At 43.4% G+C, this 14,405-nt stretch carries 22 protein-coding genes and 1 pseudogene; 18 read left to right on the forward strand and 5 right to left on the reverse strand.

All coding sequences use genetic code 11. The features are described from left to right. Positions 1–117 precede the first annotated feature (117 nt). The 5 genes from yihA to AWW72_RS05125 form a co-directional block, all read right to left on the reverse strand. The gene (yihA, locus tag AWW72_RS05105) at positions 118–894 is read right to left on the reverse strand and encodes a ribosome biogenesis GTP-binding protein YihA/YsxC (RefSeq protein ID WP_004775894.1); all 777 of its coding nucleotides are present in this window, start codon (positions 892–894) and stop codon (positions 118–120) included. Positions 895–978: 84 nt separating this feature from the next. Further along, on the reverse strand, positions 979–1,431 hold the full coding sequence (locus AWW72_RS05110) for an RrF2 family transcriptional regulator (RefSeq protein ID WP_062846624.1): 453 nt from the start codon (positions 1,429–1,431) through the stop codon (positions 979–981). 79 nt (positions 1,432–1,510) lie between these two features. After that, on the reverse strand, positions 1,511–2,722 hold the full coding sequence (hmpA, locus tag AWW72_RS05115) for an NO-inducible flavohemoprotein (RefSeq protein ID WP_062846625.1): 1,212 nt from the start codon (positions 2,720–2,722) through the stop codon (positions 1,511–1,513). A gap of 141 nt (positions 2,723–2,863) precedes the next feature. Continuing rightward, positions 2,864–4,414, reverse strand: a complete 1,551-nt coding sequence (locus AWW72_RS05120) for a helicase HerA-like domain-containing protein (protein WP_062846626.1) — start codon at positions 4,412–4,414, stop codon at positions 2,864–2,866. A gap of 21 nt (positions 4,415–4,435) precedes the next feature. Further along, positions 4,436–5,629, reverse strand: a complete 1,194-nt coding sequence (locus tag AWW72_RS05125) for a PLP-dependent transferase (RefSeq protein ID WP_062846627.1) — start codon at positions 5,627–5,629, stop codon at positions 4,436–4,438. A 169-nt stretch (positions 5,630–5,798) separates the two neighbouring features. On the opposite strand from AWW72_RS05125, the gene AWW72_RS05130 reads away from it, so the two are divergent. The 18 genes and pseudogenes from AWW72_RS05130 to rplF all read left to right on the forward strand — a co-directional run bounded on the left by AWW72_RS05130 (position 5,799) and on the right by rplF (position 14,391). Further along, on the forward strand, positions 5,799–6,527 hold the full coding sequence (locus AWW72_RS05130; RefSeq protein ID WP_004775889.1) for a type 1 glutamine amidotransferase: 729 nt from the start codon (positions 5,799–5,801) through the stop codon (positions 6,525–6,527). 227 nt (positions 6,528–6,754) lie between these two features. Further along, complete coding sequence (gene rpsJ / locus AWW72_RS05135; RefSeq protein WP_000070912.1) at positions 6,755–7,066, forward strand: 30S ribosomal protein S10; 312 nt, start codon at positions 6,755–6,757, stop codon at positions 7,064–7,066. A 58-nt stretch (positions 7,067–7,124) separates the two neighbouring features. Next, complete coding sequence (rplC, locus tag AWW72_RS05140) at positions 7,125–7,763, forward strand: 50S ribosomal protein L3 (protein ID WP_004775888.1); 639 nt, start codon at positions 7,125–7,127, stop codon at positions 7,761–7,763. Between the two features lie 11 nt (positions 7,764–7,774). Continuing rightward, positions 7,775–8,377: a 50S ribosomal protein L4 gene (gene rplD / locus AWW72_RS05145; RefSeq protein WP_004641072.1), complete on the forward strand. Its 603-nt coding sequence runs from the start codon at positions 7,775–7,777 to the stop codon at positions 8,375–8,377. Continuing rightward, a complete protein-coding gene (rplW, locus tag AWW72_RS05150; RefSeq protein ID WP_004641070.1) occupies positions 8,374–8,694 on the forward strand; it encodes a 50S ribosomal protein L23 in 321 nt (106 codons plus the stop codon). Before rplD ends, rplW begins: the two co-directional genes overlap by 4 nt. Positions 8,695–8,705: 11 nt before the next feature. Continuing rightward, positions 8,706–9,530: a 50S ribosomal protein L2 gene (rplB, locus tag AWW72_RS05155; RefSeq protein WP_004660349.1), complete on the forward strand. Its 825-nt coding sequence runs from the start codon at positions 8,706–8,708 to the stop codon at positions 9,528–9,530. Positions 9,531–9,543: 13 nt separating this feature from the next. Beyond that, complete coding sequence (rpsS, locus tag AWW72_RS05160; protein ID WP_004775885.1) at positions 9,544–9,819, forward strand: 30S ribosomal protein S19; 276 nt, start codon at positions 9,544–9,546, stop codon at positions 9,817–9,819. An 11-nt stretch (positions 9,820–9,830) separates the two neighbouring features. Further along, positions 9,831–10,160: a 50S ribosomal protein L22 gene (rplV, locus tag AWW72_RS05165; protein WP_004657676.1), complete on the forward strand. Its 330-nt coding sequence runs from the start codon at positions 9,831–9,833 to the stop codon at positions 10,158–10,160. A 1-nt stretch (position 10,161) separates the two neighbouring features. After that, positions 10,162–10,978: pseudogene (gene rpsC, locus AWW72_RS05170) on the forward strand (30S ribosomal protein S3). Further along, positions 10,918–11,331, forward strand: a complete 414-nt coding sequence (gene rplP / locus AWW72_RS05175; protein WP_004657678.1) for a 50S ribosomal protein L16 — start codon at positions 10,918–10,920, stop codon at positions 11,329–11,331. Before rpsC ends, rplP begins: the two are co-directional and overlap by 61 nt. Next, the gene (rpmC, locus tag AWW72_RS05180) at positions 11,331–11,528 is read left to right on the forward strand and encodes a 50S ribosomal protein L29 (protein ID WP_000849927.1); all 198 of its coding nucleotides are present in this window, start codon (positions 11,331–11,333) and stop codon (positions 11,526–11,528) included. Before rplP ends, rpmC begins: the two co-directional genes overlap by 1 nt. Beyond that, positions 11,525–11,782, forward strand: coding sequence for a 30S ribosomal protein S17 (rpsQ, locus tag AWW72_RS05185; protein ID WP_004657679.1), 258 nt, complete (start codon positions 11,525–11,527; stop codon positions 11,780–11,782). The genes rpmC and rpsQ overlap by 4 nt, the downstream gene beginning before the upstream one ends. 92 nt (positions 11,783–11,874) lie before the next feature. Next, the gene (gene rplN, locus AWW72_RS05190; protein ID WP_004657680.1) at positions 11,875–12,243 is read left to right on the forward strand and encodes a 50S ribosomal protein L14; all 369 of its coding nucleotides are present in this window, start codon (positions 11,875–11,877) and stop codon (positions 12,241–12,243) included. Between the two features lie 9 nt (positions 12,244–12,252). Further along, complete coding sequence (gene rplX / locus AWW72_RS05195; RefSeq protein WP_004641054.1) at positions 12,253–12,570, forward strand: 50S ribosomal protein L24; 318 nt, start codon at positions 12,253–12,255, stop codon at positions 12,568–12,570. Between the two features lie 15 nt (positions 12,571–12,585). Then, positions 12,586–13,122, forward strand: a complete 537-nt coding sequence (gene rplE / locus AWW72_RS05200; RefSeq protein ID WP_004775884.1) for a 50S ribosomal protein L5 — start codon at positions 12,586–12,588, stop codon at positions 13,120–13,122. A gap of 9 nt (positions 13,123–13,131) precedes the next feature. Then, positions 13,132–13,437 (forward strand): 30S ribosomal protein S14, encoded by a 306-nt coding sequence (gene rpsN / locus AWW72_RS05205; protein ID WP_004641050.1) that lies wholly within the window; start codon positions 13,132–13,134, stop codon positions 13,435–13,437. Between the two features lie 11 nt (positions 13,438–13,448). Beyond that, complete coding sequence (rpsH, locus tag AWW72_RS05210; protein ID WP_004775883.1) at positions 13,449–13,844, forward strand: 30S ribosomal protein S8; 396 nt, start codon at positions 13,449–13,451, stop codon at positions 13,842–13,844. Between the two features lie 13 nt (positions 13,845–13,857). After that, a complete protein-coding gene (gene rplF / locus AWW72_RS05215) occupies positions 13,858–14,391 on the forward strand; it encodes a 50S ribosomal protein L6 (RefSeq protein WP_004775882.1) in 534 nt (177 codons plus the stop codon). The last annotated feature ends 14 nt before the right edge of the window (positions 14,392–14,405 follow it).

Genomic DNA, 14,405 nt, shown 5'->3' on the forward strand with positions numbered 1-14,405 from the left:
ATCGATAGTGCAATGAACCAACACTAAGCAGTATATGTAAACTACCTAGTGTTTGTGTTTAGCAATTCGGGACAATTAAAAATTATTTAATGCATCAAGTTGCATAAAATGCATTTTTTATTCTTCTACGTCAGTTTCTGAGGCTTCAGGAATCTGATCGAGGTCAAATTCAGTTGGTTGATCGAGGGTGAAATTCAAGCGACCTGCCATCACACTGGCCAGTTCTTCTAAGCCGATTCGGTTCAATGACGAGAACAGCTGAATTGAGAAATCAAGCTTCATCTTTTTCAACTGCTGTTTAACTTCTAACAGCACTTTGTTGGCAGGGCCACGGTTCAGTTTATCCGCTTTGGTCAACAGGATATGCACGAATAAGTGACGTGAATGTGCCCATTCCAGCATCATCAAGTCAAAATGTTGCAATGGATGACGAATATCCATTAATAACACTAGACCTTGTAAGCTTTTACGATGGATCAGATAGTTTTCTAGTTCTTTCTGCCACACGATTTTCATAGCTTCTGGAACAGCCGCATAACCATAACCTGGTAAATCGACCAGACGCTGATCAGGGTTACCTAAACTAAAAAAGTTGATCATTTGAGTACGACCAGGTTTTTTAGAAGCACGTGCGAGCTGCTTTTGATTGGTTAAGGTGTTGATGGCACTGGATTTACCTGCATTAGAACGACCAGCAAATGCAATTTCATAGCCTGTATCTTCTACGCATAAAGACAGTTTTGGCGCACTCATCAAAAATTCAGCTTGGCGTAACCAAGTGAGAGACTGTACTGCATATTCAGTCACTGCAGGGTCAGCTTTTTTCTCATAACTGATTTTTTGTTTGGGAGCGAGTTTGGCTTTGGTGTCTTTGGATTTTTCACTGCGACGCATAGAAGCTTACTTTTGAATTGAAATAGCAACGACCATTATAAAGGATGTGACGGCTTCGTGCGAATCTTGATGTTGAAGTGCTTATTAAGCTTTCTGTGACAACTCTAAAAAGTTAATCTCTGAATGGATCGGAGAAGGAACAATACCGTGCTGAACCACTTCACCGAGCGTATATTGATTCAGACTTTGATAAAAGCTTTCTAGTGCCTGATCTAAAATACCTTTGAGACCGCAATGGGAGCGTAATACGCAGGGCGGGGTATTGCACTCAACAATTTGATGGCTACCTTGCAAGGTTCGGACAATCTCACCTAACTTCAAGTTCTTGGCTTCAGGGTTTAGGCGAAGACCGCCTCCTTTACCACGAATGGTCACAATCCATTGCTGTTTGCCCATGAAGTGAACCACTTTCACCAGATGATTTTGTGACACATGTAAGTCCTGCGCGATATCTGCAATCGTATACGGTACATCACTCGGGCGAGCGACATACATCAGGATTCTGAGTGCATAATCTGTAAACTTATTAAGTTGCATGTGGTTTCGCTCAATCTGGAGCAATAAATAGAAAAGGCTAGTCTATCACAGGCTAGCCTTATACAAAATGTGGTGTAAATTAGCTGAGCTTAACGCCACCTGTACCAAAGGCTTCGCTGTGAATATTTTCAGCAGGGATGCCGCGTGCTACCAGTGCCTTGTGTTGCTCTGCCATAAATGGCATCGGGCCGCATAAATAGTAATCGGCATTGACTGGTAATAACGCTGCATCTAAGGTGCTGAGGTCTAAACGACCAGCGGCATCATAATCTTCACCGAGCACATCTGCTGCATGTGGAAATTCATAAGCAGTGAATGTACTCAAACGTGGAAACTTGCTTTTCAATTCATGAATATGCTTCTTCATCGCATGGACTTGGCTACTACGACATGCATGAATAAAGCTGACAGGCTGCGGCATATCTAAAGTCACCAATTGATTCAGCATCGCAATCATTGGAGTTAAGCCGACACCACCACTGATAAATACATTGCGTTTGTTACTGTCGATTAAATAGAAGTTTCCTGTCGGTGCAGACACTTCAATTTCTGAACCTTCAGCTAAACCATGTAATGTGCTTGATACCCAACCACCAGCAAGTTCACCTTTTTCATCTTCACGTTTCACCGAGATACGTAGGTAATCTGCCTGTGGACTAGTTGAAAGTGTGTATTGGCGAGGTTGTCTTAAATTAAGCTCAGGTACGAACACACGAACTGAAATATATTGGCCTGCTTCATATTTTGGTAATTCCCCACCATCAACAGGCGCAAGGTAGAAAGAGGTAATTTCGTCACTTTCTACGACTTTCTTGGCGATTTTGAAATTACGCCAGCCTAACCAGCTACCTTTGGTTTGTTGATGTTGGTCATAAATTGCTTTTTCAGTACTGATAAATAAATCAGCCAATTGACCATAAGCCGCAGCCCATGCACCAATTAATGGATCTTCCATTGAAATATTCAGTACTTCACTAATGGAATGCAGCAGGTTTTCACCCACGATGCCGTAATCTGGTGACTGAATATTTAAGCTGACATGTTTATGCGCAATCAGTTCAACCACAGGTAAAAGTACGGAAGGATCTTCAATATTCTCCGCATAAGCTAAAACCGCCCCCGCAAGCGCCTGTGCCTGTGCACCACTGCGCTGATGTCCCATGTTAAAGGTTTCTTTTAAATCAGGGTTGTTGCCCAACATGCGGTTATAAAAGTATCCAGTCAGCGCTACGCCGTTTTCACGAAGAACTGGAACTGTTGCTTTAACAAGGTCAATTTGCTGCGGAGTCATAGGAGATCTCTCTTGGCTATCATTTATAAGATGTATTTAAAATATACCTTTAAAAATAGATTTGCAATGCTAAATTAAATAAAAGCCATAAAAAAATTAAGGGATAATAAATTATCCCTTAATTTTCAATTGAGTATTGTTTTATTTTTTGCCGAAGAGGGAGCCGAGTAGACCACGCACAATTTTCTGTCCAGTACTACCACCTAGACTACGCGCGGCACTTTTGGCAAATGTTCCTACGATATCCTGTGTCAGCTTCTCACGGTCACGTTGTGCTTTTTCAGCAGCTTTTTGCTGTTCACGGGCAAAACGTTCTTGCTCTTTGGCTTGTTGCTTGGCGAGCGCTTCCTGTTCTTTGCTTTGTTGTTGTGCTAGATCATCGGCTTCTTTTTGCTGGGATTGTTGCAATACTTTCTTTTGCAGCATTTCATAGGCACTATCCCGATCTACCGCTTGATCGTAAACACCAGCGACAATGCTTTGTGAAATGATCACTTGGCGTTCTTCGGGACTAATCGGCGTAAATGATGAGTAGGGCGGCATGACCCAGCCACGCTCTACGATTTGTGGTGTGCCTTGTTCATCTAGACAGCTAATTAATGCTTCACCAACTGCGAGTTCGGTAATGGCTTGATCAACTTTAAACTCAGGATTGGCGCGGAAGGTGTCTGCAGCAGTTTTGACAGCTTTCTGGTCTTTAGGGGTAAAAGCACGTAAAGCATGTTGTATACGATTTCCGAGTTGCCCTAAAACGCTTTCAGGTAGATCCAGCGGGTTTTGAGTAATAAAGTAAATCCCGACACCTTTAGAACGGATCAAGCGAACCACTTGTTCAATTTTTTGTTGTAAAGCTGGACTGGCATTGTCAAATAACAGATGAGCTTCATCAAAGAAGAATACCAGTTTTGGTTTATCCATATCGCCGACTTCTGGTAGTTGTTCGAACAGTTCCGACATCATCCAGAGTAAGAAAGTGGCATACAGCTTCGGCGTATTCATTAGCTTGTCAGCAGCTAAGATATTGATATAGCCATGTCCATTGGTATCGGTCTGAATGAAATCGAGGATATTTAGACTGGGTTCACCAAAGAACTGTTCTCCACCTTGATCGCCTAAGGCCAGTAAATTACGTTGAATTGCGCCTAGACTGGCAGGAGAGAGATTGCCATATTCAGCTTTTAGTTCAGCAGCATTTTCACTGACGTAGGTCAGCATTGCTTTTAGATCTTTAAAATCGATCAGCAGTAAGCCCTGATCATCAGCAACACGGAACACGGCCGAAAGGACACCTTCTTGTGTGTCGTTCAGATTAAGCATTTGCGCCAGCAGCAAAGGGCCGATTTCTGAAATCGTGGTGCGGATCGCGTGGCCTTGCTGAGCAAATAAATCCCAGAAAATGACAGGAGAAGCGGCAAATGGGACGGGTTCAAGTTGTAAGTTTTTCAGTCGTTCATCAAATTTAGGATTACTCTCGCCAGCTTTGGCAAGGCTAGAGACATCGCCTTTGGCATCGGCGAGGAAGACGGGTACACCGAGTCTGGAAAAGCTTTCTGCCAGTACTTTTAAAGTAACGGTTTTCCCCGTACCTGTTGCACCAGCAATCAAGCCATGTCGGTTTGCAAATTTAGAATGCAAAACAATATCTTGTGTTGTATCTGTGGTTTTTTTAGCAATAACGATTGGTGTACTCATTCTTCACCTGTTTTTTTGATCTCAATCGAGCTGTTTTAATGCGTTTTGAATATCTTGGATTAAATCTTCTGGATGTTCTAGTCCTATACAGAAGCGCACCAATAAACCTTGTTGTAAATGTGTATTTTTCAGCGAACGCATCTGCTTTAAATCATAGAGCATGGCTAGGCTGACTGGGCCACCCCAGCTAAATCCAAGTTTAAACAATTTCAAGTTATCACAGAATTGTCGAACCGCCGTCAAGTCATAATTAGCTTTAAAAATGACGCTGACCAAACCTGCGCTTTTGCCTGTGGTACAAATATCTGACCAGAACGAATGACCTGCTGAATCTGGTGAGCTTGGATGCAAAACCTGACTAAATTGAGGCTGTTGTTTGAGCCATTCTAGTAATACACGGGCGCTTTGTGCTTGCTGTTCATAGCGGAGCGACATGTGAGCCAGACTACGCTGAATCTGAGCAGTATCATCGCCTGATACAGAGATCCCTTGAATGGCATGCATGCGATAGAGTTTGTGATGCAACTGTTGATCACGGGTCACGACTGAACCCATGAGAATATCGCCACCGCCGCTTGGGTATTTGGTGAGTGCATGTACGGTGATGTCGACCGCTAAATGTTCATCGGAGAAATCGAAAGCATTAAAAGCAAGTCCTGCACCCCATGTGTTATCCAATGCAGTCAGTACATTGGCTTGTTGGGCTTTCTTGACCAGATTTTTGAGATCGGGAAATTCTAAGGTGACTGAGCCAGCTGCTTCGAGCCAGATTAATTTGGCTTTCTCTGTGGGTTGAAAGCTGGCTGCATCAATTGGATTATAAATTTTTACGCTGATGCCGTACCGGTCTTGCAGATTATTCAAATGTTCAAGGTTAGGGCTATAGATATTGTCGGCGACCCAAACCTCATCACCAGTGCTTAGAAATGTACTGTTCACCAGATTAATTGCAGATAAGCCGCTGGGTGCAAGCAGGCAATAATTTCCGCCTTCAATTTTTGCAATATTGTCCCCTAATGTAAAAGTAGTTGGGGTGCCGTGTGTGCCATAACTATAGTCATAGGTATCGGTCCAGTGGCGATCAAAAAGGTGCGCTGTTGTTTTAAAAATAATCGTAGATGCACGAAATAGGGGAGGCTGGATGGTTTCTATGTATTGAGGGGCTTTACGTGGTGCATGAATGAGATCAGTTTGTGCTTTATTGTGAGTTGTCATAGGGCAAAATTAAATCAATAGAATGCGTCTCAGGTTAAGAGAAAATGATAAAAGCTGCTAGTGCTTTGCTGCTTTTGTACAGAATCGGTACAGATTCAGGTCATCAATAAAAACTGGCTTTATTTTTGCTAAGACTAATCATCATTCTAACGATAATAGGTTTTCGCGCATGAAGTCGCATTTAAGAGTGCATTATTTTCAGCACATCGCTGGCGAAGGTTTTGGCAGTTGCTATGACTTTTTAAAAGCACATCACGCAAAAATTACAGCAACAGAATTTTTTGCATTACCTGTAGATTTACCTTTAGAGCTTGAAGCGCTGCCACGCGTAGATGAAGTTGATCTCTTGATTATTATGGGGGGAACGATGAGCGTGAATGATGAGGCGAATTATCCCTGGTTAAAATTAGAAAAAAGGTGGCTAAGACGTTATCTGGCTGCGGGAAAACCTGCTATTGGGTTGTGTCTGGGTGGACAATTGATTGCGAATGCCTTGGGTGCAGCAGTCAGTCGTAATCCTGATCAGGAGCTTGGCTGGATGGATGTAGGGCGTGCTTCACACATTCCAGAGCAATGTTTCCAGATACCAGAACAATTGAATATTTTACAGTGGCATAGTGAAACGTTTGAAATTCCCAAAGGCGCAATACGTCTAGCGGAAAATAAGGTGTGTTTAAATCAGATGTATCAAATTGGACGCAATGTATTGGGATTTCAGTTTCATCCAGAGATGACACCACACGCCTTGGCTCTGTTGATTGAGGGAGAGGAAGAGATGGCTGTTTTTAATGGAAGGTATGTACAGCCCATTGCTGAATTAAAAAGAAGCTTGAAAAGTAAATTTGAGCAGGGAAATCGTTTACTCAATCAGGCGATTGATTATGTGGTGAGTGCTTGAGCTGACAAAATGCTTAAAAAATGAAAAGAAGAATTGCATAAGACTTAAACAATCGTTATAATGGGCGACCCTCAAATGGAGGGCGTTTACTACGAAGAAAGTAGTCAACGCATTACAGTCGTGGCATCGATCACGACCATAGTGATTTTCACTGCCCTTGACACTTACCAAAAAGGTGAGGTGCGTCATGGGTGATTCTTTATATATTTGGCTTGGAGTTTACTGGTATGTCTAACCAGAGAATTCGTATCCGTTTGAAGTCTTTTGATCATCGTCTGATTGATCAATCTGCTCAAGAGATCGTAGAAACCGCTAAGCGTACTGGCGCACAAGTGTGTGGTCCAATTCCGATGCCTACTCGCATCGAACGCTTCAACGTTCTTACTTCACCACACGTCAACAAAGACGCTCGTGATCAGTACGAAATCCGCACTTATAAACGTTTGATCGACATCGTTCAACCAACAGATAAAACTGTTGATGCATTGATGAAGTTAGATCTTGCTGCTGGTGTTGATGTTCAGATCGCTTTGGGTTAAGGCTTTCGGTTGATTAACTTTTAAGTTAATTAGGCCGCTTTATTAGAGGTTTATGCACATGGCTATTGGTTTAGTCGGTCGCAAATGTGGTATGACTCGCGTCTTTACGGATGCTGGTGTATCTGTACCTGTTACAGTTATCGAAGTCGATCCAAACCGCATTACGCAAATCAAAACACTTGAAACTGATGGTTATCAAGCAATTCAAGTAACTACTGGTGAACGTCGCGAATCGCGCGTAACTAACGCTCAGAAAGGTCACTTCGCGAAAGCTGGTGTTGCTGCTGGTCGTTTAGTTAAAGAGTTCCGTGTTACTGAAGCTGAGCTTGAAGGCCGTGAAGTTGGTGCTTCTATCGGTGTTGATTTGTTCACAGTTGGTCAAATTGTTGACGTAACTGGTCAATCAAAAGGTAAAGGTTTCCAAGGTGGTGTTAAGCGTTGGAATTTCCGTACGCAAGATGCTACTCATGGTAACTCTGTATCTCACCGTGTATTAGGTTCTACAGGTCAAAACCAGACTCCTGGTCGCGTGTTCAAAGGCAAGAAAATGGCTGGTCACTTAGGTGACGAACGCGTAACAGTTCAAGGTCTTGAAATCGTATCTATTGACGCTGAACGTTCTGTTTTAGTTGTTAAGGGTGCTATTCCTGGTTCAACTGGCGGTGACGTTGTTGTACGTCCTACCATCAAGGCCTGAGGGGAAATACTGTGAATTTAAAAACTGTTTCCGGCTCTGCTGTTGAATTGTCTGAAGTTGCTTTCGGACGTGAATTTAACGAAGCTCTTGTACACCAAGTTGTTACAGCTTACTTAGCTGGTGGTCGTCAAGGTACTCGTGCTCACAAATCACGTGCAGATGTTTCTGGCGGTGGTAAAAAACCATTCCGTCAAAAAGGTACTGGTCGCGCTCGTGCGGGTTCTATTCGTAGCCCTATCTGGGTTGGTGGTGGTAAAACTTTTGCTGCTCGCCCACAAGATTGGTCTCAAAAAGTAAACCGTAAGATGTACCGCGGTGCAATGCAATGTATCTTAGCTGAACTTGTTCGCCAAGATCGTCTTGTATTAGTTGAAGAGTTTGCTGTTGCAGCTCCAAAAACTAAAGAATTGCTTGCAAAGCTTACTGACTTGAATGCAACTCGCGCATTGATCATTACAGATGCTGTAGATGAGAACTTGTATCTCGCAGCTCGCAACCTTCCACACGTTGATGTGGTTGATGCTACTGCTATTGATCCTGTTAGCTTGATCGCATTTGATAAAGTTGTAATGTCTGTAGCTGCTGCTAAGAAAATTGAGGTAGAACTCGGATGAACAACGAACGTATCTATCAAGTCCTATTAGGACCAGTATTCTCAGAAAAAGCACAAGTTTTAGGTGATACTGCTGGTGTTCAAGTGTTCAAAGTTGCATTAAATGCAAACAAACTTGAAATCAAGAAAGCAGTTGAGCAGCTCTTCGGTGTTGAAGTTGTAAAAATCAATACAACGATCACTAAAGGTAAAACAAAACGCTTTGGTAAAACATTAGGACGTCGTTCTGATGTGAAAAAAGCATACGTCACCCTGAAAGCTGGCCAAGATGTAGAAATGGCTGACTTGGGCGATACCGCTGAAAACGCAGCGGAATAAGGACGAGAATTATGCCAATTCAAAAATGTAAGCCAACGTCTCCAGGACGTCGCTTTGTAGAGAAAGTGGTTCATGACCACCTTCACAAAGGCGCTCCTTATGCACCGTTGGTAGAAGCTAAAAAACGTACTGGTGGTCGTAATAACAATGGTCACATCACTACACGTCACGTGGGTGGTGGTCATAAGCAAAACTACCGTATTGTTGACTTTAAACGTAACAAAGATGGTATTCCAGCGACTGTAGAGCGCATCGAATACGATCCTAACCGTACAGCTCATATTGCTTTATTGAAATATGCTGACGGTGAACGTCGCTACATCATTGCACCTAAAGGCTTACGTGCTGGTGATAAAGTTCAATCTGGTAACGATGCTCCAATTCGTCCAGGTAACTGCTTACCACTTCGTAACATGCCAATCGGTTCTACACTTCACAACCTTGAACTTAAAATCGGTAAAGGTGCTCAATTAGCACGTTCTGCTGGTACTTCAGTTCAGTTGTTGGGTCGTGATGGTTCTTACGCTATCGTTCGTTTACGTTCTGGTGAAATGCGTAAAGTCCATGTTGAATGTCGTGCTGTAATTGGTGAAGTTTCTAACCAAGAAAGCAACCTTCGTTCATTGGGTAAAGCTGGTGCTGCGCGCTGGCGTGGTATTCGTCCTACCGTTCGTGGTATGGCGATGAACCCAGTAGATCACCCGCACGGTGGTGGTGAAGGGCGTAGTAAAGGTATTCAACCTGTAAGCCCATGGGGTCAAAAAGCTAAAGGGTACAAGACACGTACCAACAAGCGTACGACTAAGATGATTATTCGCGACCGTCGCGTCAAGTAAGGGAATCTGAATAATGCCTCGTTCATTAAAAAAAGGTCCATTCGTCGACGCACATTTGTTCGCTAAGGTTGAAGCTGCTGTAGCTGCTAACAACCGTAAGCCGATCAAAACTTGGTCACGTCGTTCAATGATCCTTCCAGACTTTGTTGGTTTAACAATTTCTGTTCACAATGGCCGTAACCACGTTCCAGTAATTGTTACTGAACACATGGTTGGTCATAAATTGGGTGAATTCGCGCCAACTCGTACCTATCGTGGTCACGGTGTTGATAAGAAGTCTAAACGTTAATAGGTGCTATGATGGAAGTAACTGCTAAATTACGCGGTGCCGCTATCTCGGCACAAAAAGCACGTTTAGTTGCTGATTTGATCCGTGGTAAGTCGGTTGCACGTGCGATAGACATTTTAAACTTCAGCAACAAGAAAGCAGCTGTGCTCGTTAAAAAAGCACTTGAATCTGCAATCGCGAATGCTGAACACAACAACAGCTTAGATGTTGATGACCTTAAAGTAACTACGATTTACGTTGATGAAGGCATGAGCCTTAAACGTATCATGCCACGTGCTAAAGGCCGTGCAGATCGTATTACTAAGCGTACTTGTCACATCACCGTTAAGGTAGGGGTTTGATATGGGTCAGAAGGTTCATCCAATCGGTATCCGCCTAGGTGTTGTGAAACGCCATAACGCTAACTGGTATGCGAATCCGAAGCAATACGCTGAATACTTGCTTAAAGATCTTCAAGTTCGTGAGTTTTTAATCAAAAAACTTAAAAACGCGATGATCAGCAATATTCTTATCGAACGTCCTACAGGCGCTGCTAAAGTAACTATTAGCACTGCTCGTCCTGGTATCGTTATCGGTAAAAAAGGCGAAGACATTGAAAAATTACAGCGCGAACTCACCAATATTATGGGTGTTCCAGCTCAAGTTAGCATCAATGAAATTGATCGCCCTGACTTGGACGCACGTTTAGTTGCTGAAGCAATTGCTTCTCAATTAGAAAAGCGTGTTATGTTCCGTCGTGCTATGAAGCGTGCGGTTCAAAACACAATGCGTGCTGGCGCTAAAGGTATCAAAGTTGAAGTTTCTGGCCGTTTAGGTGGTGCAGAGATCGCTCGTACTGAGTGGTATCGTGAAGGTCGTGTACCTTTGCATACACTTCGTGCTGACATCGACTATGCAACTATGCGCGCAGAAACAACATACGGTACGATCGGTGTTAAAGTTTGGATTTTCCGTGGTGAGATCTTAGGTGGCATGAAACAAGTCATGAACCCTGCTCCTGCTGAAGAGCGTCCAGCTAAACGCGGTCGTGGTCGTGGTGAAGGTCAAGAGCGTCGTGGTCGTCGCGGTGACCGTGCTGCTGACAAGGGAGAATAATCCATGTTGCAACCTAAACGTACCAAATTCCGTAAAGTGCACAAAGGCCGTAACACTGGTCTAGCGCATCGTGGTAGTACAGTATCATTTGGTTCGATTGCAATTAAAGCAACTGAACGTGGTCGTATGACTGCGCGTCAGATTGAAGCTGCACGTCGTACCATTAGCCGTCGTATCAAACGTGGTGGTAAAATCTTCATCCGCGTATTCCCAGACAAACCAATTACCGAAAAACCATTAGAAGTTCGTATGGGTAAAGGTAAAGGTAGCGTGGAATACTGGGTTTGTCAGATCCAGCCAGGTAAGATCCTGTACGAAATTGAAGGTGTTAGCGATGAGTTAGCGCGTGAAGCTTTTGCTTTAGCTGCTGCTAAACTCCCGTTTAAAACCACTATCGTGACTCGGACGGTGATGTAATGAAAACTAAAGATCTACGTGAAAAGTCGGTAGAAGAGTTGAAAGCTTTGCTTGATGAGCAACAGCTTAACCAATTCCGTCTTCGTATGGCGAAAGCAACTGGTCAACTAGGCAAATCGCATGAAGTGCAAATTGCTCGTAAGACAATTGCTCGTATTAAGACACTCCTTACCGAAAAACAGGGGAACGGACAATGAGTGAAAAAACAGTCCGCACGTTAACCGGCAAAGTCGTAAGCGACAAAATGGACAAGTCTATTGTTGTGCTTATTGAACGCCGCGTTCAACACCCGTTGTATGGCAAATCAATCCGCCGTTCAACTAAATTACACGCTCATGATGAGAACAATGTTGCTAAATTAGGCGACTTGGTAACCATCAAAGAAAGCCGCCCAATTTCTAAAACTAAAGCTTGGACTTTAGTGGAAGTAGTTGAAGCTGCTGCTGAGTAATTAGACGTTCTTGTTGCATCATCGGACAATTTCGAGTACTCTTTGAGCCTTTCGAAATTGTGACCGGTGATGCTCGGTTTTGGAGTAGGGCAATGATTCAAACCGAAAGTATGCTCGACGTAGCAGACAACAGTGGTGCACGCCGCGTACAATGTATTAAAGTACTTGGTGGTTCACACCGTCGTTATGCTTCAGTTGGCGACATTATTAAAGTTACTGTAAAAGAAGCAATCCCACGCGCACGTGTTAAAAAAGGTGACGTGATGAATGCTGTAGTTGTTCGTACAAAGTTCGGCATCCGTCGTCCAGACGGTTCAGTTATTCGTTTCGACGATAACGCAGCTGTTATTTTGAACAACAACAAAGCTCCGATTGCTACTCGTATCTTCGGACCAGTGACTCGTGAACTTCGTACTGAACAGTTCATGAAAATCATTTCATTGGCTCCTGAAGTTCTATAAGAGGCAATCATGGCTAAGATTAAAAAAGGCGATCAAGTAATCGTGATCGCAGGTAAAGAAAAAGGCAAACAAGGTGTTGTTTTGTCTGTTTCTGAAGATCGAGTTAAGGTCGAAGGCCTTAACTTAGTGAAGAAGCATCAAAAGCCAAACCGTGTAACTGGCGCTGAAGGCGGTATCGTTACTCAAGAGGCTACGCTTCATATTTCAAACGTGGCAATTTTTAATGCTACAACCCAAAAGGCTGACCGTATTGGTTACCAAGTGATTGATGGCGCGAAAACTCGTGTTTATAAATCAAATGGTGAATCAGTGGCGGTAGCGAAGTAATAGGTTGAAAAGGCAATGGCCAGACTTAAAGCACGTTACAACGACGAACTTAAAGCAAAGTTAAAAGAAGAACTTAGCGTTAAGAACGTGATGGATATTCCTCGCATCACGAAAATCACCCTGAACATGGGTGTAGGCGCAGCTGCAACTGATAAGAAATTATTAGATGGCGCTGTTGCTGATATGCAACTCATTGCTGGTCAAAAACCAGTTGTGACTCTTGCTCGTAAATCAATCGCTGGTTTCAAAATCCGTGACGGTTGGCCGATCGGTTGTAAAGTTACTTTACGCGGCGACCAAATGTACGAATTCTTGGATCGTTTGATCTCGATCGCAATCCCTCGTATCCGTGACTTCCGTGGTTTCTCTGCGAAATCATTTGATGGTCGTGGTAACTACTCTATGGGTTTAAAAGAGCAAATCGTTTTCCCTGAAATCGATTTTGACAAAATTGATCGTATCCGTGGTTTAGATATCACTATTACGACCACTGCTCGTAGCGATGACGAAGGCCGTGCGCTTATGCGTGCATTCGGCTTCCCGTTCAAATAAGAGGTCGATATGGCTAAGAAAGGTATGATTAATCGCGAATTGAAACGCGAAAAGACAGTTGCTAAATACGCTGCAAAACGTGCTGAATTAAAAGCAACGATTGCAAATGTAAATGCGAGTGACGAAGAACGTTTCGAAGCGACGTTAAAGTTACAGGCATTGCCACGTAACGCATCTCCAGTACGTCTTCGTAACCGTTGTGGTTTAACTGGTCGTCCTCATGGTTACTTCCGTAAGTTCGGTTTAAGCCGTAACAAATTACGTGACACAGTAATGCAAGGTGATGTACCGGGCGTTGTTAAGGCAAGCTGGTAAGGAGCGACTAAATGAGTATGCAAGATACCGTTGCCGACATGTTAACCCGTGTTCGTAACGCACAAATGGCTAAGAAACAAACTGTTTCTATGCCTTCTTCTAAGTTGAAAGTTGCAATTGCAAACGTTCTTCAACAAGAAGGTTATATTTCAGATGTAGCAGTTGCTCAAGAAGAGACAAAAGCTACTCTGACAATTACTTTAAAATATTTCGAAGGCAAACCAGTTATCGAAACCGTTAAGCGCGTAAGCCGTCCAGGTCTTCGCCAATACCGCGGTAAAGATAAAATTCCTAGCGTTAAGCAAGGTTTGGGTATTGCAATTGTTTCTACAAGCAAAGGCATCATGACTGATCGCGCTGCACGTGCTGCGGGCATCGGTGGTGAAGTTATTGCTTTTGTTTCTTAATAGGTGATTCCTCATGTCTCGTGTGGCTAAAGCCCCAGTAACTGTACCTAATGGTGTAGCAGTTACTCAGAACGGCCGGCAGGTCGAAGTGAAAGGCAGCAAAGGTACATTGTCTTTCAACCTGCATGCGCTGGTCGAGCTAAAACAGGAAGAAGGTAAACTTCAACTTGCTCCGGCTAAAGAGTCGAAAGACGCTTGGATGCAAGCTGGTACTGCTCGCGCTGTATTGAACAACCTTGTAAAAGGTGTTAGCGAAGGCTTCGAACGTAAGTTACAGCTTGTTGGTGTTGGTTATAAAGCTGCGGTTAAAGGTACTGTTGTAAACCTTAACCTTGGTTACTCACACCCAATTGACTACGCTTTACCTGAAGGTGTAACAGCGGAAACTCCAACTGCTACTGAAATCATTTTGAAATCAGCAAACAAGCAGTTGTTAGGTCAAGTGGCAGCGGAAATCCGTGCATACCGTTCTCCTGAACCATATAAAGGTAAAGGTGTTCGTTATTCGGATGAAGTTATTCTTCGTAAAGAAGCTAAGAAGAAATAAGGCGCGAGGTTCTT

The sequence above is a fragment of the Acinetobacter sp. NRRL B-65365 genome (genome assembly GCF_001605865.1).
In the GTDB taxonomy this organism is placed as follows: Bacteria; Pseudomonadota; Gammaproteobacteria; order Pseudomonadales; family Moraxellaceae; genus Acinetobacter; species Acinetobacter vivianii.